This window comes from Roseovarius sp. M141 (assembly GCF_024355225.1).
Classification (GTDB): Bacteria; Pseudomonadota; Alphaproteobacteria; order Rhodobacterales; family Rhodobacteraceae; genus Roseovarius.
Genome location: NZ_VCNH01000008.1, coordinates 2230399 through 2250605 on the forward strand (window position 1 = coordinate 2230399; position 20207 = coordinate 2250605).

The following is a 20207-nucleotide window of genomic DNA, read 5'->3' on the forward strand; positions in this document are numbered from 1 at the left end:
CTGGAGGAGGAGAGGATAAGGTTGCCAGCCTCGCTCATAAGTTCACTGACGTCTCGGACGCAACCTTCGACCGCATAACTCAAGAAGATATGTTGAACTTCGTTGGAAGAATTAGTTGTTTACTCCCCCATGGAGGTATCTCGCACAAAAATACCCATCGAATGCTTCTTACTGCCGGGCACGACCTGTAGCCGAATTTGTATGCCATGGCATTCTATATGGCACGTCAGGACATCGAAGTTTACAAATTTCAGGATTGAAAACGGTTGGATGTTTTAGGGCTGCCGTCTGCCCACCAAGGAGGCCAGCGTTCGATTGCCACGGAATCAGCTCTGGTTGTCATTTGCTGAGATCACAGTGACTATTGGGTATTTTCGGGGCATTTATCAGAAACTCGCAAACAGGTATCCTAGACAACTCAAAAGGGCACCAAATTGAAGTAAATGCGCGAAGTTGCGTTCTTACCCGACAAAAGTTGCGTTTCTCGCCGGACAAGTTGCGAGTCATGCCGGACGGCACATCAAAAGAAAAGTGGCTGGGGTGGTAGGATTCGAACCTACGATACACGGTACCAAAAACCGATGCCTTACCGCTTGGCTACACCCCAACGTGGCGTGGTGATTACTCTGGCCCGGCATGGGGTGCAAGACCGAATGGCAAAATATTCTGGCCTTTTCGCGGGTTTCTTTGCGGGCGTCGTGACTTGCGTGATGAATAGGCGTGAAGGGGGCTGTCAAAGGGGCCGGATCAGTCCAGTGTTTCTTCGGGGCCGACGCCCCAGAGGGCAGATTTCGCCACCCAGCCGCCATAGCCGCCAACCGACAGATCGCACCAGTCGCGCCTGCATTCATCAATGCGAGCGATGACACCCAGCTCCATCTGGGCCACGACCAGAGATTTTGGGTCAGGATTCGTGTGCAATTGCAGCATGTCCTGCTCGACCAGCACGGTGCGTACGCCAGACAGCAGCGAATAATGCATCCAGCCGCCCGCGCCGTCGCGGTCACGCACGCGGCGCCAATGTCCATGCTCGGCGGTGATTTCCAAAGGCGTGTCGCGCTTGCGAAAAATCCAGTCGATGCGGTGTGTCCGGCTGGGGCCACGCCGCGCGTATCCTTCGGCTGCCTTCATCGACACAAAACGCGGTAGCGGCAGGTTGGTAACCGGACCGCGATCCTGCGCTGCGAGTGAAATAGGAAACGTGGCGGCAAGCGCCAACACCCAAAGCGTTCGGAATGGCCTGACCATATTCAGATTTCTGCCCGTTCTGACCTGCGGGGTTCTTGTGCCCCGCCCGTTACTGCGCCACCATGTCACGAAGAATGTGAACATGGAAGATCAAGGAGACGCTTCATGCCATCTCACCGTCTGAGTGTTGCCCTGACGCGGCGCTTGCCCGAACCGGTCGAGGCCCGCCTGTGCGAGTTGTTCGACACCACGCTGCGCGAGGACGACACCCCGATGACCCGCGAGGAGCTGGTGGCGGCTGCACGTGGTTCCGATGTTCTGGTGCCGACGCTCACGGACCGGATCGACGCGGGGCTGATCGGGCAGGCCGGCGACCGGCTCAAGCTGATTGCGAATTACGGCGCGGGGGTTGATCATATCGACGTGGCGACCGCGCGCCAGCGGGGCATTCTAGTGTCGAACACGCCGGGCGTGTCCGCAGATGACACCGCCGACATGACCATGGCGCTGATCCTGAGCGTCACGCGCCGCATCCCCGAGGGGCTTGCGTTGATGCAATCGGGCGAATGGCGGGGATGGTCGCCGACCGCGCTGCTGGGCGGGCGCGTGTCGGGGCGGCGGTTGGGGGTTCTCGGCCTTGGCCGGATCGGGCAGGCGGTGGCGCGGCGCGCGGCGGCCTTTGGCATGGAGGTGCATTACCACAACCGCAAGCGCCTGCGCCCCGAGATCGAAGAGGAACTGGGCGCGCGCTATTGGGAGAGCCTGGATCAGATGGTCGCGCGAATGGATGTGATTTCGGTCAACTGCCCGCATACCCCTTCGACCTTTCATCTGATGAACGCCCGTCGACTGGCGCTGATGAAGGAGGGCGCGGTGATTGTGAATACGTCGCGCGGCGAAGTGATCGACCAGAACGCCCTGACGCGGATGCTGCGCGCGGGCGAAATCGGGGGCGCGGGGCTGGATGTCTACGAGGACGCGTCCAATCCACGCCTGCGCGCGATGAAGAATGTCGTACTGCTGCCTCACATGGGCTCGGCCACTATCGAGGGGCGGATGGAAATGGGAGAGAAGGTTCTGGTGAATATCAAGACCTTTCAGGACGGCCACCGCCCGCCCGATCAGGTCGTTCCGGCGATGCTGTAACATACGCGCGCTGCTTCTGGCGCGATTGCTGTTGGCGGGCGGCGGCGCAGCAGGCCGCCGATGCCACCGCGCCCGAGATTGGCGCGGCGGCCGCCTCGCCCAAACGGCTACCATTCTCCGGCGGGGCTGGGCGTCCCCCCTTGGCCTTTGCGCCCTAACGCGCAAGGATGCGGGCAAACAAAGCAATGGCAGGGGCACATGGGCGGGATGGGGCAGACAGGGCGCGGCACATTCGCGCGCTTGACCGTGCTGGCGGTGACATGCGCGCTGGCGCTGGCGGGCTGTGCGCGGCCCCTCACGCAGAATGAACGCCGCTTTGCCGCTGATATCCTCGGGCCATCGCTGGATCTGGATGCCGTGCGCATCGCACGGGGGTTCACGCCTTTGCCGCCACCGCCCGAGACGCCCGACACCTCCGATCTCTACCCGATCATCGTGGAGAATCAGGTGAGTGGCCTGTGCGATCGCACGGCGCCCGAGCCGCGCAGTGGACCGCCCCCCGGCTGGGCGCTGTGGAGCAGGGTCCACATGAGCCGCGAATTCTACCGCGCTGATCTGGCGCCGGATTGGCCGCGCTCTGCGCGGTTCCCTCAGGCCCTGGTGCTGGCGCATGAACTGGTCCATGTCTGGCAGTGGCAGAACCGGCGCATCACCGGCTACCGTCCCGCGCGGGCGGCGTTGGAAAGCTTCGTCAACATGGACCCCTATTTCTATGTACCGGGGCCAGACGCCACCTTCCTGAAATTCGGGTTTGAACAGCAGGCGGCGCTGCTGGAGGATTACGTCTGCTACACGCTCTACGATCCGGCTACGCCCCGTCGGGCCGAGTTGCGACCGCTGCTTGCGCCCCATTTTCCCGTTGGCAGGCTGGATGCGGCGCTGGCAAACTAGCGCCGCAGCGACCGCGCGTCGGTTTTGCCATCCGTTATGTCGGATGGGCCGCGCGCCACGCGCTGGACATGATAGAAGCGTGGCAACAAATGCCCATCGGAGTCCCAGCGCATGAAAACCAATGTCAAAGCCCTAGTCGTCGGCGGCGGTGCCGTCGGCACCTCGATAGCCTATCATCTGGCACGCGCCGGCTGGGATGACGTCATGCTTCTGGAGCGGGACGAACTGACATCCGGCTCAACGTGGCATGCCGCTGGCCTTCTGCCCTATTTTAACATGAGCTACGCAACGACCCACATCCACGACTATTCGATCAAGTTCTACAAGACGCTGGAGGAGGAGACCGGCCTCAATGCGGGTTTTGCCGTCGTCGGCAACCTGCGCATGGCCCAGACGGACGCGCGGATGGACGAATACCGCCTCTACGCCTCGACCGCCGAAACCTGCGGCGTCCCTTACGAATGGATGACTCCTGACGAAATCAAGGCGAAATGGCCGCTGATCCGCACCGATGATCTGAAGGGCGCGATCTATCATCAGACCGATGGCTATATTAACCCTGCCGACGTCACCATGGCGATGGCCAAAGGTGCCCGCCAGCGCGGCGTGATGATCGAGCGTAAATGGCAGGCCGATTCGTTTCATTGGAACGGCGAAGCGTGGGAAGTCACCGCGACCAAGATGGTCGAGAAGGGCGGCAATCTGGTGCCTTCCGACGAGCAGGTGGTAATCACCGCCGAGCATGTCGTGACCGCCAGCGGCAACCATGCGCAGCGCACCGCCAAGATGCTGGGCATCAAGATGCCCGCGATCCCTGTTGAACATCAGTTCATCGTGATGGACCAGGACCCGGAGCTGGTGAAATTCCGTGCCGAAGGTAATGTTGAACACCCCGTCATCCGCGACGCCGACGCGCAGTCCTATGTGCGCGAAGAGCGCGGCGGCTGGATCCTCGGCGTTTACGAGCCGAACGCGCCCGCGCGGTTCGAGCATGGCGTGCCGGACAGTTTCCGCGCGGATCTGTTCCAGCTGGATCTGGAGCGGATCGAAGATCAGTACATGGCGATGAACCACCGTATCCCGTCCTGCGAGGAATGCGGGCTGAAGGATGATTTCAACGGCCCGATCTGCTACACCCCTGACGGCAACCCGCTGGTCGGCCCGGCGCCGGGTCTGCGCAACATGTGGCTGGCCGAAGGCTTCAGCTTTGGCATCACGGCGGCGGGTGGCACCGGCTATTACCTTGCCCAGATGATGGTGGATGGCGAGGCCGAGATCGACATGGCCAGCCTCGACCCCAAGCGGTATTCGTCGAACTGGATGACGACCGATTTTGCCGCGCGCAAGAACGAGGAGTGCTACGAACACGTCTATATCCTGCATTACCCGGACGAAGAGCGGCCCGCCTGCCGCCCCCTGCGCACGGCCCCCGCCTATGACCGGCAGAAAGCGCGCGGCGCGCAGTTCGGTTTCGTCAACGGATGGGAGCGGCCCAACTATTTCGGCCCTCTCGATGCGCCCGACAATTTCGACGACGAGGCGCGCAGCTTCCGCCGTGGTGGCTGGTGGCAGCACGCGGTGGACGAGGCCAAGGCGATCCGCGAGGGCGTCGGCCTGATCGACGCCACCGCGTTCTCCAAGCACATCGTCAAGGGACCGGGCGCGACCGCCTTCCTCGACTGGTTCACCTGCAACAAGCTGCCCAAAGTGGGCCGTATCAACCTGACCTATGCCCTGACCGTGAATGGCACGACGCGCACGGAATACACCATCGTGCGCAACGGCGAGAACAATTACTACCTCGTCTCCGCCGGCGCCTGGACCGAATACGATGCCGATTTCCTGCGCAAGGCCGCCGAGGACAAGACAGAGGAGTTCGGCTATATCGAGATCCAGGACGTCACAACCCAATGGGGCGTCTTTGCCATCGCCGGACCGAAATCGCGCGACGTTCTGAAGGATGTCATCGTCGACGCCGATCCTGAAACGGCCTTGTCGAACAAGCGCTTCCCTTGGCTGACGGCGCGCCAGATTGAACTGGGCATGTGTCCGGTCAACGCAATCCGCGTCGCCTATACCGGCGAGCTGGGCTGGGAGTTGCATCACCCGATGGAGATGCAGAACTACCTGTTCGACCTGCTGGAAAAGGCAGGCGAGAAGTACGGCATGAAGCTGGTCGGCGCCCGTGCGCAGAACTGGCTGCGGCAGGAGAAGTCGTATCGCGCTTTCGGCAACGAACTGGGCCGTGACGCAACACCGCTGGAGGCCGATCTGCCGCGCTTTGTCGACTTGGAGAAAGATTTCCACGGCAAGGACAAGCTGGTCGAGATGGGCATGCGTGCCAAATGCTGCACGCTGCTGATTGACGGGCCGGACGACGCCGACCCGTGGGGCCGTGAAGTGCTATACACCGAGGACGGTGAGCGCGTCGGTCGCCTGACCTCGGGCGGCTATTCGGTGGCCTTCGGCAAAAGCATCGGCATGGGCTATATCCGTCCTGAACTGGTGGTGCCGGGGACGGTGCTGAAGGTCAAGATCATGGACAAGCTCTGGGACGCGACCGTGACCGAGGATAGCCCGTATGATCCGAAGAACGTGGTTATTCGTCAGGACGGTTGAGAAAAGGACCGCCGCGCCCTGAAAGGGGCGCGGCGGTTTTACTGACCCGCTGGCCTAGCTTGGGCTTTGCCGGGGAATGCGCTTTAGCGGGGCAGGGCGGTCTTCTGGCCTCGTTGGGTGGCAAGACCCAGTCCATTTCGATATTTGCGCGCCAACCCGGTGGTCATCAGTCTGGCGGCAACGCTGTAACGCGGTTGTCGCTATGGGGCCATTCAGGCTTGTCAGCTTGCCTTCGCCGCTCCACCCTCGCGCATCCGACGCTTTGACCATTTTTCGTTTACCCCTGCCAGCGTGTCCGAAAATTCCGCAAAGACCGCGTCCAGATCTTCTTGGGTCACTTCGCCTGCCGCACGCTTGTATTGCAGATTATCCTCAAGCCCGTAGAGCCTTGTCATCGTCAGGGTGTAGTTGATCCACGTCCAGCGGAAATCATAGGCCGCCTCGGCGGCGGCAAGAAATGCTGCGAAAGCGCTGAGAACAAGCGCGATGTTTGCCGTCAGATCAGTGTTGATCGCGACCCATGGCGAAGCCTTCAGCCCCAGAATGACTGTCACCGCACCGCTGAGCAGGATCGTCGCCGTCCGGATTAAAACCCAGGCGCGCTTGCTTTTGATGCTTTGGCGGGAGAAAAACACTTTGTTCTGCTGCAACTTGTCCAACACGAACTGGATCTGCGCATCTTCTGGCGTGGCTATGGTCTCATTCATTTGTTCAAAGCTCCTCTTTGATATCCGCCCGGAATCCCTTGATCGAGACGTCCCCGTCGGTCCCCGCCCAGTAACGCAAGAGCCGCAGCGCGAGCTGTTGCGAGAACGCGAGCAGTTGGTTCAGTTCTGCCTTTGGAACGTCGTGGGCGCTGGTATGGGCGAGTCTGTTGCGCAACCCGCGCGCCTCTTCGGCGAACCACGTCCCAGTTATGCCCGGGGCGATTTTCTGCGACAGGTGTGCGACCTGTGCACCGATATCAGGACCGGAGAAACGCCCTATCACAGCGTCGCAAAACGCAAAACACAGTCTGGCGCGCACCGGATTGCTGATGATGGGATGAAAGAAGGCCTCGCGCAGCAGGGTGAACTGCCGGTCGATACCGGGATGGTCCCGCGCGATCCTCAGGACGGTATCGGCGAGGGAGCTGGCCTTTGAAAGTGCTGCGGCGTCGGGACGGTCCGCCTCATCGATCCAGTGCGTGAGCAGAGTCTGACGAAACACGCTGGGCAAGCGCAGGCGGATGTTGCCCTCGAAATAGTATTCCCCGAGCAGGACCGGGTCGAGGAAGGTGCCAAAGCCCAAAGTCCGAAGCGCGATGACGGCCGCCCGAACGCCCGGATAGTCGCACGGCGCGCGCAACCGCATCCCCGTGGCATCGTTGCTGGCGTCGGGTACCAGCAGCAAGGCGCGACCCGTATCGGGCATCTGGCCCAACTGTATGGCAGCGCTGGTGCGGCGCAAGAAATCCTCGCGAATTTCGCGGTCCTCCAACTCCTCCAATTTGAAATAGGACAGCGGGCCGAGCACCACAGGCACAGTTTCACCAATCCGAAAAGTGCCGGTGGGGCAATCAAGGCCGATCAGGGGCGACCATGCAATCGCTTGCCCCTCGGGCCCGCCCATTGTAGCGCCCATCTGTGAAACGGTGGAGCTGCGGTGGCCGGACATACGGTTATCGCGGCGGAACTGATCCGGCGGTTGCCAGGGGTCTTGCTGCGCAATGCGTGACAACGCCATCGGGCCTTCGTCAAGAAGGGTATCAAGGTCTGCGCCCTCGGACACGGCCCCCGCGAGCGAGAGGATCGCGTTGGCCAGCAGCTGAGGCGCGAGCGCCAGCGTGTGCGGTGAAACAGCTGCCACGTCGCCGGTGCGCCCATGAAGCATGCCGCTGCGCAGGTCGTAGAGATCACGTAGCGCGCGTTTGCTCACCGCTGCGCCTTGGGGAGCAAGCGCGGAACTGGTCGCGACGAAGGCCTTTTGCAGGCCGCTGGTCTGGCCGCGCAGAAAAAGCTCCTCCAGCGCGATTATGCAGAGCGTCGCCTGTTCCACCCGGCCCAGTGCGGCGTCCTGAGCGGCAAGGAAAGTTTCCAGCGCACCCGCCAGCGCCGGGGACTCTTGGATCAAGCGGATCAGATCAGCGCTACGGTTGGCATGTTGAATATCCGCCCGCGACAGGGGTGCCTCGGTCAGTCTGGAGGCAAGGAAATATTCGTGATCGGCGTCGCCCTGCACCTGAATGCCGTCACAGACGCCATCGCGAAAAGAAAATTGAGTGTTGCCATCGGGAACGAGGAAGAAGGACGACACACGCGGCTGGATGAACCCCGACAGCGGACGCGCAAGCGAAAGCGACGCCCAGGCTGCATAAATCATGTCTAGCGCCCAGGCGACCGCATCGCCATTGGGCAGAGTTGCCAGAAGGTCGAGATTGTGTGCCGGGCATTTCAGCTCCAGAAAGCCGGTTCCGCCCTGGGATTTCCCTGGAACAAGGGTCGTTTGCGTTGCCGAAACCAGCACGACGGGCGCACCCTGTTCATACTCGCTCTTGCGGTCGTGAGCGCCCCCCGTCAGAGCCTGATATTGATCGTAGGGCAATTGCTGAAGTTCGGTTCGCGCAGTCAAAAAGGGAATACTCGGCTCGTGAATTACCACGCCGGGTAGATGAGCGATCAGGATGACTTCGCCTTTGATGTGCGACATGGCTTCCCGCCAATGGCAATATTGGACATTAAAACGTGCGAAAATAAATGCAAACTCATCATAGCTTTAAAGGGCATGCAAATCCAGTGAAGCGTCGGGCCGTCCCCGCCGACGGGCAGACTGGTGGGGCAACTGTCGGCTGCGGGATCCTGTTGGAAACTTCCCGCCATCGAGTGCGAAACCAAGTATCATGCGCAGCGTACGGCGCTTGAAATGGTCACGAAACGTGACGCAATTGGCCTCGGGCAAACCCTGCGCGGTTCACATTTCAGGTGCAGCCGACTTCCCGAGGCTGGCCTGTTCATTGTGCGGTGTGCCGGGCCAGATGCGCGCTGCAGTGATGACATTACTCGCGATTTCCTGCATAGTTCTCCTACAGCTATATGTGCTCGCCGATGAATTGACAGCTGAGATGTGTCAGGAAAGGGAGGGAATTTATGGAAGGTCAACTTCCCACCGCGCTGGGTAAGCTGCATGCCCAACTGAAGAGGACACTTGAGGAGAAGCAAGCTGGCGAGGTCGATCATGCGCAGGTGGCGCGCCTGGCCAAGGAAATCGAGGATGTCGCCGTGATGCTTGGAGCAGCGAGGGATTTGGATATCGGACCAACCGACGGTATTTCGACCTACTGGCTCGGGCCGGCGCCGACACACTGCGAAGCCTGCGGTCAGCGGATCAGAAAACGATAATGAAGCCTGCGGATATCATCGATAGGAGTGGCGAGACCCACAGCGACATCCTGGACGGTGAGGAACCTGCGCGCGATGCTGATGCCGCTGGCAGCCAGGACCACACGCCGCAGGACGGCGGCGCTGTCGGCGCGGAGGAAGACTACACCAGCGAACTGGGCGAGGGCCCGGAGGGTCTGGAGATCGGCCCGCACCCTCCGCCCGACGGAGAGCCACCAGACACCGACGACGGAGGTCCGTTCGGCCTTATGCCGGTGACGCAGAATGATCCTTTCCACTTCGTCTACTATTTCAAGCCCGGGCGCGCGCCGACGGATAAGCAACTGGTTCTAGCACTGAAGATCGGCGGTCTGATGCAGCAACTCTCGCGGTTCAGGGAAAACCCGACCGCGACAAAACTCGCAGGCCAGCTCAGGGGCATCTTTCAGGCCGGGCTGGTGCAGGCAAGCGCTGCGGAACCCGACATCTTCGATCAGCATGTGACTGCGCTCGAGACGGACTTCCTGAACAGGGTCGTCACCCCTGCGCATCGCGCCCGGATATCCAGACCCACCTTCAACACCGTCTATGCCTTTGCCGCCTCGTCTATCCTTGGGTTTTTGCTATATTATTTCTTCACGTCAGCGGCCGCCCCCACCAACTGGTCCGGCTACGCCGCGCTCTTCAGCTCACTTCTCTTTGTAGTTTCCGGAACGCTTCTCGGACGCCTGTTTTTCATGGTTGTTACGCATCAGTCGTTGGTTACCTCGATCAATCAGTTCGACACCGACGGCGCCCGGATCGGAAGTGGCGGTTTCGTGATCTTTCTTGATGCGATCGTAGGGGTGATTGCATTTCTCGTGTTCTACACTGGCTTTCTCCAGATCGCGATCGGCGCAGACGAGGTCGGCAGCAACTCGGAACAGGTACGCAGCGCGTTGAGCACGCTCGACATCAAGTCGAAGCCGTCAGTTGCCTATCTCTTTGGGGTGATTGTCGGCATTGCGCGGACGCAGTTCATTGCGCGCGTCTCATCATTGGCGCGCGAGCGCCTCGAGTAATGGTCGGCTGGCGCGGCGAGGAGAGCATGTTAAGCTGCTGCTCAGCGCGCGGACCCTGCGGCCTTCCAGACCTCGTGGCGGATGCGGGCGGTCTTGTAGGCATCGTAAATCGCCATTGCATAGACGAAAATTCCTCCCGCCAGCTTGCCCAGGATTGACACGTCAGGCGCTGCGGTCTGGAGCGTGAAGCCCCCCAGCAGCAGGATAAAGAACGCAAAAAGCAGCCCGCGTATCGGCTGCCGGTTCAGCACTTGGCCCGAGGCCGGCAGGATAATGGCCGCGACCAGCACCAGACGAGGGTTTGGCGGGGAGCGGGAAACGATACTCATGCGCGCAACTCCTGCACCCCGGCGTTCAACACATCCGCGCGCAGGGCTATCAGCTGGTCCAGCTTGGGCTGCAACAGATCGGGTGCCAGCGGGGCGACGCCCATCTCAGCGTCGCGATAGATCAAATATCGGCTGCGCTGCGCCTCTTCTGCCAGAAACACGATGCGCACGCCCTTGGGCGAAATGACCAGTTCCTTGACCTTTGGGTCGTCGAAGATATGCAGATGCGCGCGTACCAGATCCTCGGGTGGCATATGGGCGCGGCTGTCGGTGCGAACCGCGCAATCTTCGGGGAAATCATCGGGACGATCCAACTGATGAGACAGCGTCTGAAATCGCGAGAACGGTTCAACCCCGGTCGGACGGATCATCAGGTTCATCGTGGCGCCCACGGGCAGCGGTCCCGGCAGCGTCACCAGCACCCAAAGCGCGGGCAGCTTGCGAAAGGTCAACGTGTCGGGCAGCACCTGAATATCCGCCTCGACCCCGCGATAGTGACCGCCCAACCGGGCAAACCCGCTGTCTGCGCGCCCGTTGCGGGGGGTGTCCATCAGTGCGCGGCAGGTATCGAGATATCCTGCGCGCTGCGCAATACGCTCGACCGAGGCACGGCGCAGGTGCCGGTACAGCAGCACGAGCAGGATGGCGGCCCCAATCAGCATCGCACCTGTGATAAATCGGTCCATCGTTCCTCCGGTCCAAAAGGGTCCGGCCCGCCGAATGGGCGGGCCGGTCTGTAGAGTTTATCAGAAGCCGCGCGGCCTGGGCCAGGGCATCGTGAACTGCGCTGCACGGCGCACGAAACGATAGCGCCAGAAGTGGAACCAGAGCGAAACGATGATGTAGAAACTCAGCATCGCAACCAGTTGCGATCCGTAGCCGAGGAACACGGCGAAGAACGTCACCCCGCACAGGGAAAGCAGAATGATCGCCGGAACCGGGTGGAACGGATGCTCATACCCGCGTTTGATCGAGTCCAGTGGCCATTTGCGACGGAACAGGATCACGTTCAGCGGCATAAAGGTGTATCCCAGAAGGCCCGACAGGATCGAGAAGGTGATCACCTGATCCAAAGGTGCGCCCAAGGCGAAAATCATCGCGATCGGGACAAGGAAGATGATCGACCGATAGGGTGTGCGGAATTTGGGATGCACAGCACCGAACCAGTCAGGCAGATAGTGATCACGCCCCATGGCGAACCACGCCCGGCTGGCATCGTTGATGCAACCGTTGGCCGAGGCCAGTGTGGCAAACATCGTACCGATTCCCAGAAGCACCATCAGCGTCGTCGATCCCGACAGACGCGCCGCATCGAATAGCGGAACGCCAGACTGGCCCAGATACTCCCACGGCATCAGACCTACGCAGACATACCACGTCAGTGTTGCCGCGATCAGCAGCGTCATGATGCCAGCCAGCGTGCCGAAGGGCAGCGAACGCGCGGGCGAGCGAACTTCCTCCGCCGCCTGACATGTGCCTTCGATCCCGAGGTAATACCACAGGCCGAAATGCATCGCCGCCAGAACACCCAGCCACCCATAGGGTAGATCAGTCATCAGTTCGAGATGGCGCAGCGGGCTGTCGGACATGAACACCGCTGTCGACAGAAAGAGCGCGATAATCGCGCAAAAGGCGAAAGCGGTGATGACAAGGCTGAAGGTCAGTGTCGCCAGAACGCCGCGATAGTTGAGCCAGGCCAGGAACATGATCGACAGAACGATAAAGGGCCTCTCGTCGAGACCTTCATGGCCTGTCATCCCGGCCACCGTGTCTATCAAGAAGCCGAAGGTGATCGCGTTTGCAGCCTCCAGCATCGTATAGGCAAAGACTAGGTAGAGGCCAACGTTAAAGGCCATCAGCGGGCCGACGATATGCTTGGCCTGCGTGTACTGACCACCAGCCGCGGCGACGGTCGACGTCACCTCGCTGTCGATCATGGCGACGCAGGAATAAAGTATTCCGGCGAACCAGCACGCGAGCAGCGCCGCATAGGCACCGCCCTTGCCGACAGCAAAGTTCCAGCCCATGTATTCGCCAACCAGGACGATCCCGACGCCAAGGCCCCAGATATGCGCCGGTCCCAGAACCCGGGCCAGACCGACCTTGGTCCCACCGGGGCCCATTCCGTCCATTTCTTTGGACGTGATATCCGTATCAGACATCTTTTTCTCCCCGTTCAGAGTTTATGTTCTTCGGTCATCGCCTCAAGCTCGCCCTCGCGCGAAGACATCAGTTCCTCTTCGGAGTAGCTGCTGTCGATCTTGATCCAGTCGATGACGATATAAAGCCCGAAGACGATCGAAAGCCCCCAGGCGGCGTATTCCATGATATTCCAGATATCCATGTTCAGTCCCCGTTCACTTTTCGCCAAACTTTTCGGAAATCACCTCGGCGTACTCCTTGCCGGAGAACCGCAGCACGAGGGCGTAATATCCGACGACAACGACGATCATCACCAGAAGGCTGGCGATCGAAAAGGAGTAGTCGAAACGCGCAGTGATCAGCTCGGCCGCGTCGGCGGCTGTGGCATAGCCAAGCTCGTTCCATTTCTCGACCATGGTGGGGTTCTGTGCGAGGCTCTCCCAAGTGGGGTTGTCCGGCACGTTTGATGTCTGTGCGCTGCCTGCCAGGCCCAGGAAGAGCGGCAGGTAAAGCGCGCCGACCGCCAGAACCAACAGAACGATCACGTCGATGACCTGCCCGATCTTGCTTTGGACGGGGGGGATGTAGTTTGCCATATCCGGTCCTTTCAGCGTTTTTTCTGGGCGCGGGCGAGATCAAGAAATTTGATGTCCAGCCCGTACATGAAATCGCGATCCTCGCGATAATGGCGCAACATGGCGACGATCGCGGCCGTGTTGAGAACCAGTATAGTCGCACCACCGATCAACAGAGCAATGCGCGCAGACCCACTGGGAGCGAGATTCCAGGTGGCCAAAGCGACAAAGGTGATGGCCAGCCACAGGCCGATTACAAAGGCCCACGCGACAGCAGTATCGCGGCTGTGCATCTTCTTGATGCGTTCGGGCAGGTCAGGCATTGGGAGCTCCCGTTGGTTGTGAATTGCAACGCTCATTTTGGTGGCGCTGTTTATTGACAGTGAAAACTTTGGAAGCCCAGTAATGCACAGGATGCGACTTTGTGTCAATCTTGACAATACGAATTTCCACATCGGGGAGGTTTTTCACGGCCTATCAAACGCTCTCAGGGGTATGGTCGGCAGGGGCATGTATCTGAAAGACCATGCAAAAAAGAACCCTGTACCGGCGGCTGTCGGGTCGGCCGACCGAGACCATCGTTCGGCTTTGGCAGGGGGAATCCGCTTGAGCAGGTCAGGGCGGTCTTCTAGCCTCCTTGCAGGCCAAGATGCAGTCCATTTCTGGTGGAGCCAATTTAATCCAATGTTTTCTGACGGACTCTGACGGAGACGTGTCGAGGGGATATGCCAAGGGCCGTTTCATAGACCTTCGATCCTATCCATGGCCACTCCCATCGCAGCAGCAATTGTGCGCATGTCATCGGGTGTTCGTTTCGATTTCTTCCGGCGCATGACGATCCCCCAACTCCATCCTCGGCCATTCGTCAGGTCCAGTCTTTCAAAGAGGGGGGCGATTGGCGCAGTCGTGGCGTCTTGCACATAATTGACGTCGACCCGAAACGGTTCAAACCCTGCAGATTGCGTGACCTGATAGGGTTCATCGGATGTTAGCTTTCGTCACTCATCCCCTCGTTCCCCCATCTGACGGTCTCGATGCTGCGTCTCTTCTCCTCGAACAGGTGGTTCAGGCGGGCCGCACACCGACCGGCTTCCTTGAGACAAGGGGTGCGCAGGCTGATCGAGAAATGGCCCGGCGCCCTGGACCTGCTGTCGTCGGTTTTCGCACAGGCCTTTTCAGTGTAACGGGAATGTTGCGAAAGAATGAATACGGGTTGTGGCGTCGGCGCCACCAGAACATGTTGCCGGCTTCAGGAGGTACGGGGTTTTTGGCATTTCGGTCGCCTCTGGGCGCAGGAAAGGGCGACAGCCACGGGCACAGGAGTGGGCACAGAGGACAGTTGAAGTTTTATGGGATCGTAGCTATCCCGAGCAACAATATGATATCGTTGATTTTTCTTAGTTTCTGGCTCCGGCGGTAGGTGTTTACCGTATTGTAAAGGTGATACAAATCAAATATTTACGGCATTTCATTTAGTGAAATGTTGCGGGAATCAAAGAGAGCGCAGGTCTTCCCGCATCGCGGATTTGAGTTTCTTGGTTGCTGAAATGCGTTCATCAGAACCGGGTTTTGTTTCGCCCCATTCTGACAGCATGTCATGGACCTTTGGGGAAGCCACTAGCTGTGCTCTCAATAACCAGTGCCCCGTGTCTCGTGCTGACGCATCTGTGAAGTTCGCGTCTTCCCCCCTTACCCATGATTCCAACAAACCGACATAGGCCTCTTTGCGTTCATCATACTGTCTTTGCCGCGAAAGGCTGCGAGTCTCAAGGAAACGCTGCACCAGGACCGTAAGCAGAGAGCCAATGCCGAACGCCGCTATCAGAGATGCCGGTTCCATTCTGATCAGCTACACTTTCGGACTGTTGCGGCATTCTGGTAAACATGTTGCGGGATTTTGCACTAAATTCAAAATACCAATTAAAATCAGTAAGTTAGCCTGATTTTATGGCTCCGGCGGTAGGGATCGAACCTACGACCAATTGATTAACAGTCAACTGCTCTACCGCTGAGCTACGCCGGAACACGAGGTGCCGTATAGCAACCACTCTGAGTGGCGTCCAGTGCGTTTTTCAGAAAATATTGCTTTATCCGTTTTGGCGTTGAAACACCGTTTCTGCATGCAATGTACCGCAGGGCGCGACCCGGTTTTGGCACGTAAGATCAATCAGATGGCCAAGCACATTGCGCGTCGCGGCAGGCAGGAGCGCTGCTGGTGTTTCTGTATAAAGTCCGGCTGCCAGCGTCGCCGCATCAGCCGGGCCGTGGCGGAGCGCTTCGATGATCGCGGCCTCGCGCGCGATCCGGTGGGTTAGGATCGCATCAATCCGGACTGCGGGTGAGCGGACAGGAGCACCGTGGCCGGGATACAGTATGCGGGGCCGGCGGGTGGCCAGGCGACGGCACGAGGCCATGTAGTCGGACATGTCGCCATCGGGCGGCGACACCAGCGACGTGGCCCAGCCCATCACCAGATCGCCGGTAAGGATCGTATTGCGCCACGCAAAACACATGTGGTTGCCGAAGTGGCCGGGCGTCCAGAGCGCTTCGATCCGCCAGTCATCCCCCTCCAGCACCGCGCCGTCGGCAAGGCAGATGTCGGGAGCGAACTGGAGGTCTACGCCTTCGCCCCCACCGATGGTGCTGCCTTGCGGGGCATTTGCGGCCAGTTCGCGCATGATGGCGCTGCAACCGGCGGCTGCGTCGCCATAGGCCAGAACCGGCGCACCCGTCCGCGCCGCAAGCCGACGGGCGAGAGGGGAATGATCCAGATGTGCGTGCGTGACGAGAATGTGGGAGATCCGCTGGCCGGGGCTTGTAGCGGACAGGATGGCGGCCAGATGAGCGGGGTCATCGGGGCCGGGGTCGACGACTGCCAGGCCCTTGGTGCCAATCAGATAGGTATTGGTGCCGTGCAGGGTCATCGCCGACGGGTTTGGTGCAAGGATGCGGCGCAGGCCGGGGGCCAGCGTCATCGGGACGCCCGGAGGCAGCGCGCCGCTGTTCATGTCGGCGCGGGTGCCGTGGCTATCGCTGGGCGGGGTCATTGGGGTCGGGTTCTTCCTTGGTGCGATCGGGTGACGATAGCGTTGGGCGCGGCCTGCGTCCATTGCGGAGGTGCCACATGCGCTTGCACAGGGATCGGGCGCTGGCCTAGTCTGGCGCATGATGTTTCGCTGGCTCAAACGCTATATGCCGCGCGGTCTGTATGGCCGTGCCTTTCTGATCCTGCTGCTGCCGGTGATTTCGCTGCTGGTGGTCGTGTCTGTCGTGTCGGCTCAGCGCCTTTTCGAGGGGGTGACGCGGCAGATGACCACCTCGACAGCGCGCGAAGTTCAGCTATTGCTGGATGCGCAGGACCCTGCCTCGCTGGCCGAGGCATTGTCGATCGTCATGCGTCCTGCCGAGCCGCAAGATGTGCCGCACGCCAACCTGCGCCGGTGGTATGACGTGACCGGAATCGTGCTGATTTCAGCGCTCGAAGAGCGCCTGCCGACCCTTTTGGCAATCGATCTGTCGCATCCCCAGTTCGTCAGGCTCTATCTGGAGCAAAGCAATGGCCCGGTGCGGATGACAGTGGACCGGCGGAGGTTTTCAGCGTCGAACCCGCACCAGTTGTTCGTAAACATGCTGTTTTTCGGCGTGTTGATGACGCTGATCGCCTATGTCTACCTGCGCAACCAGCTGCGTCCGATCACGCGGCTGGCCCGCGCGGCCGAGGCGTTTGGGCGGGGGCGCACGGTGCCGTATCGCGCATCGGGCGCGAACGAGGTACGCGCGGCCGGCAATGCCTTTCTGGATATGCGCGCGCGTATCGACCGCCAGATAGAGCAGCGCACGTCGATGTTGTCTGGCGTCAGTCACGACCTGCGCACGCCGCTGACCCGGCTGAAGCTGAGCCTTGCGATGCTGGACGGCGAGGAGGAGCGCGATCCGATGCTGCGCGATGTGCGCGACATGGAGCGGCTGCTGGACGCCTTCCTTGATTTCGCGCGCGGCGCCGCCGAGGGGGAGCCCGAGCCTGTCGATCCTGCCGCGCTGGTGCGCCGCATCGTTGAAGATAGTGCGCGTAGCCAGATCGCCGTGACGCTGCATGAGGTGAGTGGCACGGGCACGGTGCCGCTGCGCAAGGTGGCGATCCGGCGCGCAATCGACAACTTGATCGGCAATGCGGTGCGGTACGGCACCCGCGCCGAGCTGTCGGTCGTGCTGACAGACCGCGCCCTGCGCATCCGCGTCGAAGATGACGGGCCGGGCATCCCCGAGGGCCGGATTGAAGAGGCATTGCGCCCTTTCTCTCGGCTGGAGCCATCGCGCAATCAGGACAAGGGCCCGGGCGTCGGCCTGGGCCTGTCGATCGCGATGGATATTGCGCGCGCCCATGGTGGCAGCCTGCGGCTGAGCCCTTCGGCACGGCTGGGCGGTCTGTGCGCCGATCTGGTGATTGCGCGATGAGGCCGGTTTCCGGGCCGGGATTGATTGCAAGAGTTTCGGCTGTACCAGTGCCGTCGCGCAGTGAGTGCACCGCATATTTTCGTTGCCAATCCGCCCGCTATCCCGCTTTATGCACACGGGCTGGACTTGCCCGGACTTATGGGCACACCGCATGATACGGCCAGCATTTACAGCGCCCGATCCGTTTCAGAAGTTTTGGATGCATCACTGCGCAAGAAGCCAGATCAGCGTGTTGAAATCGGCGAGGTTCCGGGGAACGAATATCTTGATGCGTCGCATCAGAAAATGGCCGTAATATTGCGTTTGCAAACATATTTAAGAACACTGCATGAGGCGAAGATGTATTTTTTGAAAAGGCTGCATTCCGGTAGTTCCGGCGCCCGGTTGATTTATCTGAACTGGTTCGCGCCCTTCGACTTGCACGCCCGGATCGCGATTGAAAACATGACGCCCGCAATTCTGCCGGAGGCCCTATGAGCGCACCAGTTGATGCCGTCGTTATCGGTCGCAACGAGGGGGCGCGCCTGATCGCGTGTCTCGCCTCGCTTCAAGGGCAGGTGCAGCGCATCATTTATGTCGATAGCGGCAGTACCGATGGCAGCGCGGCTGCCGCGCGGCAGGCGGGCGCAGACGTGGTTGCTTTGGACATGGGCCAGCCCTTTACCGCTGCGCGTGCGCGCAATGCAGGGCTGGCACGCACGCGCGCGCCATTTGTGCAGTTCGTGGATGGCGACTGCGTTGTGCAGCCCGGTTGGATCGCCGCCGCGCAGGGCCATCTGGAGGCAGATGTAGATCTGGCAGTTGTCTGCGGCCGACGCCGCGAAACTGCGCCCGAGGCAAGCGTTTACAATCGTTTGTGCGATATTGAATGGGACACGCCTATCGGCTCGGCGCGCGCCTGCGGGGGCGATGCGATGATGCGCCGCGCCGCTATCGTGGCTGTCGGCGGCTATACCGAAGACCTCATCGCCGGGGAGGAGCCGGATCTGTGCCTGCGCCTGCGCGCTGCCGGTTGGGGCATCTGGCGGCTGGACGCCGAGATGACGCGTCACGATGCAAATATCACCCGGATTTCCGAGTGGTGGCGGCGCACGCGCCGCGCCGGATACGCCTATGCCGAAGGCGCCGCACGCCACGGCGCCCCGCCCGAGCGGCACTGGGTCGCTGAGCTGCGCCGCGCTCTGATCTGGGGGCTGGGCCTGCCTGTGCTGATCCTCCTTGCGGCGCTGATCTGGTGGCCTGCCGTTGTTCTGCTGCTGATCTATCCGGCGCAGGTGATCCGGCTGGCCCGGCGCGGCGGCGATTGGGGCTGGGCGACATTTACCGTGCTTGGCAAATTTGCCGAGGCGGGTGGCGCGTTACGCTATTACATCCGCCGGGCGCGGCGGAGCAGGGCGCAGTTGATCGAGTACAAATAAGCTCTACCGCGCCCGCCATGCGCGCCATGCCAGTCCCGGCAGGATGGCGAAACAGCGCGCATATCGCGGCACCATCCGGCGCGGCGCCTCCAGCGCGCGCCACAGCCATTCCAGCGCCAACACGCGCATCCAGCGGGGCGCGCGGCGCTGATGGCCTGCCAGAAAATCGAGGCCTGCGCCGAAGCAGGCCAGCCCGACCGAGGGCGCCAGGGCCGCCCCGCGCACGGCCATCATTTCCTGCTTGGGGGCGCCCAGCGCAAGATAGCACAGGCCAGCGCCAGACGCTTCCAAATCGCGCAGCGCGTCTTCGGCAGCCGGCCCCTCGGGGTCAAATCCCATGGGCGGCGCCAGCCGGTACGCCACCACCAAGCCCGGCACCTCGGCGCGCAAATACGCCTCGGCGCCCTGCAACGCTTCCTCGGTGCTGCCGATCATCGCGATGGGGCGTCCCTCGTCCGTGGCCAGCCGCGCCAGCGGCACGACCAGATCCGAGCCGGGCATCAGCTGAGCGGGCCTGCCAGCCAGCCGGGACAGCCAGACAATCGGCCGCCCGTCCGCGACCACGATATCCATCGCGTCATACGCGCGGGCAAACCGCGCATCGCTGCCAATCCGAGTCATATGATCAAGGTTGACCGTGGCCAGCCGAAAGCCCCGCCTGTGACGCAGGCGTTCGCGCAGCGTGGCAAACAGCGCCTCTTGGGTGTCGTGCGTAATACGGACCGTGCGGCCGTTGCGTGTAATCAGAGACATAAGAGAACCTTTGCAGCGTCGCGCCTTATAGCCCGCGCCCGGCGCCGCTGCCAAGGGCGCGCGATGCGGCGCAAAACCTATCTGTCGGATGTTCACCGCTGTCGCGTGTCTCATGCGGATGGCCTGCGCGTCGGCGCAGGGGTGAACGCCACAGCTTCTCACGGCACAGCATGCGGGCGGAGTGACTGATTCCGATTGGAAAAACGGGAATAATGTGCCATTGTTTTCGAGCGACGGCTCGTTTATTGCCTGATGGGATTTGTCGCATCTTCCA

The 20207-nt window shown here is 61.1% G+C and carries 20 protein-coding genes and 2 tRNA genes; 8 read left to right on the forward strand and 14 right to left on the reverse strand.

All coding sequences use genetic code 11. The annotated features are described in order from the left end of the window. Positions 1–532 precede the first annotated feature (532 nt). Positions 533–607, reverse strand: a tRNA-Gln gene (locus tag FGD77_RS14860). 140 nt (positions 608–747) lie between these two features. Beyond that, entirely contained in the window at positions 748–1248 is a 501-nt protein-coding gene (locus FGD77_RS14865; protein ID WP_255010935.1) for an SH3 domain-containing protein, read from the reverse strand. Positions 1249–1353: 105 nt separating this feature from the next. On the opposite strand from FGD77_RS14865, the gene FGD77_RS14870 reads away from it, so the two are divergent. From FGD77_RS14870 to FGD77_RS14880, 3 genes are all read left to right on the forward strand, one after another. Further along, a complete protein-coding gene (locus FGD77_RS14870; RefSeq protein ID WP_255010936.1) occupies positions 1354–2334 on the forward strand; it encodes a D-glycerate dehydrogenase in 981 nt (326 codons plus the stop codon). 198 nt (positions 2335–2532) lie between these two features. Then, a complete protein-coding gene (locus FGD77_RS14875) occupies positions 2533–3225 on the forward strand; it encodes a hypothetical protein (protein WP_255010937.1) in 693 nt (230 codons plus the stop codon). 111 nt (positions 3226–3336) lie between these two features. Then, positions 3337–5844, forward strand: a complete 2508-nt coding sequence (locus FGD77_RS14880; protein WP_255010938.1) for an FAD-dependent oxidoreductase — start codon at positions 3337–3339, stop codon at positions 5842–5844. 221 nt (positions 5845–6065) lie between these two features. Here FGD77_RS14880 and FGD77_RS14885 read toward each other — a convergent pair whose 3' ends face one another. Together FGD77_RS14885 and FGD77_RS14890 are read right to left on the reverse strand one after the other, a co-directional pair. Then, on the reverse strand, positions 6066–6551 hold the full coding sequence (locus FGD77_RS14885) for an SLATT domain-containing protein (RefSeq protein WP_255010939.1): 486 nt from the start codon (positions 6549–6551) through the stop codon (positions 6066–6068). Positions 6552–6555: 4 nt separating this feature from the next. Then, a complete protein-coding gene (locus tag FGD77_RS14890) occupies positions 6556–8532 on the reverse strand; it encodes a hypothetical protein (RefSeq protein ID WP_255010940.1) in 1977 nt (658 codons plus the stop codon). Between the two features lie 437 nt (positions 8533–8969). Between FGD77_RS14890 and FGD77_RS14895 the strand changes: the two genes are divergently transcribed. Continuing rightward, positions 8970–9221 (forward strand): hypothetical protein, encoded by a 252-nt coding sequence (locus tag FGD77_RS14895; protein WP_255010941.1) that lies wholly within the window; start codon positions 8970–8972, stop codon positions 9219–9221. Then, a complete protein-coding gene (locus FGD77_RS14900; RefSeq protein ID WP_255010942.1) occupies positions 9221–10261 on the forward strand; it encodes a hypothetical protein in 1041 nt (346 codons plus the stop codon). Before FGD77_RS14895 ends, FGD77_RS14900 begins: the two co-directional genes overlap by 1 nt. Positions 10262–10302: 41 nt before the next feature. Here the strand turns inward: FGD77_RS14900 and FGD77_RS14905 are convergent, their stop codons facing one another. The 9 genes from FGD77_RS14905 to FGD77_RS14945 all read right to left on the reverse strand — a co-directional run bounded on the left by FGD77_RS14905 (position 10303) and on the right by FGD77_RS14945 (position 16315). Beyond that, positions 10303–10590, reverse strand: coding sequence for a hypothetical protein (locus tag FGD77_RS14905; RefSeq protein ID WP_255010943.1), 288 nt, complete (start codon positions 10588–10590; stop codon positions 10303–10305). Continuing rightward, positions 10587–11276 (reverse strand): hypothetical protein, encoded by a 690-nt coding sequence (locus FGD77_RS14910; protein WP_255010944.1) that lies wholly within the window; start codon positions 11274–11276, stop codon positions 10587–10589. Before FGD77_RS14910 ends, FGD77_RS14905 begins: the two co-directional genes overlap by 4 nt. A gap of 60 nt (positions 11277–11336) precedes the next feature. Then, entirely contained in the window at positions 11337–12752 is a 1416-nt protein-coding gene (locus FGD77_RS14915) for an APC family permease (protein ID WP_255010945.1), read from the reverse strand. Between the two features lie 14 nt (positions 12753–12766). Then, a complete protein-coding gene (locus FGD77_RS14920) occupies positions 12767–12934 on the reverse strand; it encodes a hypothetical protein (protein WP_255010946.1) in 168 nt (55 codons plus the stop codon). Positions 12935–12947: 13 nt separating this feature from the next. Next, positions 12948–13328, reverse strand: coding sequence for a hypothetical protein (locus FGD77_RS14925; protein WP_255010947.1), 381 nt, complete (start codon positions 13326–13328; stop codon positions 12948–12950). A gap of 11 nt (positions 13329–13339) precedes the next feature. Further along, positions 13340–13666 (reverse strand): hypothetical protein, encoded by a 327-nt coding sequence (locus tag FGD77_RS14930; protein WP_255010948.1) that lies wholly within the window; start codon positions 13664–13666, stop codon positions 13340–13342. Positions 13667–14799: 1133 nt separating this feature from the next. Continuing rightward, the gene (locus tag FGD77_RS14935; protein WP_255010949.1) at positions 14800–15147 is read right to left on the reverse strand and encodes a hypothetical protein; all 348 of its coding nucleotides are present in this window, start codon (positions 15145–15147) and stop codon (positions 14800–14802) included. Between the two features lie 108 nt (positions 15148–15255). After that, positions 15256–15330: transfer RNA gene (locus tag FGD77_RS14940), tRNA-Asn, on the reverse strand. 64 nt (positions 15331–15394) lie between these two features. Continuing rightward, positions 15395–16315 (reverse strand): MBL fold metallo-hydrolase, encoded by a 921-nt coding sequence (locus FGD77_RS14945; RefSeq protein WP_255014247.1) that lies wholly within the window; start codon positions 16313–16315, stop codon positions 15395–15397. A 157-nt stretch (positions 16316–16472) separates the two neighbouring features. On the opposite strand from FGD77_RS14945, the gene FGD77_RS14950 reads away from it, so the two are divergent. From FGD77_RS14950 to FGD77_RS14960, 3 genes are read left to right on the forward strand one after another with little or no spacing between them, the layout of a single operon-like run. Further along, positions 16473–17762 carry an ATP-binding protein gene (locus FGD77_RS14950; protein ID WP_255010950.1) on the forward strand — a complete coding sequence of 430 codons (1290 nt, stop codon included), beginning with the start codon at positions 16473–16475 and terminating at the stop codon, positions 17760–17762. 60 nt (positions 17763–17822) lie between these two features. Beyond that, positions 17823–18239 (forward strand): hypothetical protein, encoded by a 417-nt coding sequence (locus tag FGD77_RS14955; RefSeq protein WP_255010951.1) that lies wholly within the window; start codon positions 17823–17825, stop codon positions 18237–18239. Next, positions 18236–19180, forward strand: coding sequence for a glycosyltransferase family 2 protein (locus FGD77_RS14960; protein ID WP_255010952.1), 945 nt, complete (start codon positions 18236–18238; stop codon positions 19178–19180). The genes FGD77_RS14955 and FGD77_RS14960 overlap by 4 nt, the downstream gene beginning before the upstream one ends. 3 nt (positions 19181–19183) lie before the next feature. Here FGD77_RS14960 and FGD77_RS14965 read toward each other — a convergent pair whose 3' ends face one another. After that, positions 19184–19933 carry a WecB/TagA/CpsF family glycosyltransferase gene (locus tag FGD77_RS14965; protein ID WP_255010953.1) on the reverse strand — a complete coding sequence of 250 codons (750 nt, stop codon included), beginning with the start codon at positions 19931–19933 and terminating at the stop codon, positions 19184–19186. Positions 19934–20207: the final 274 nt, after the last annotated feature.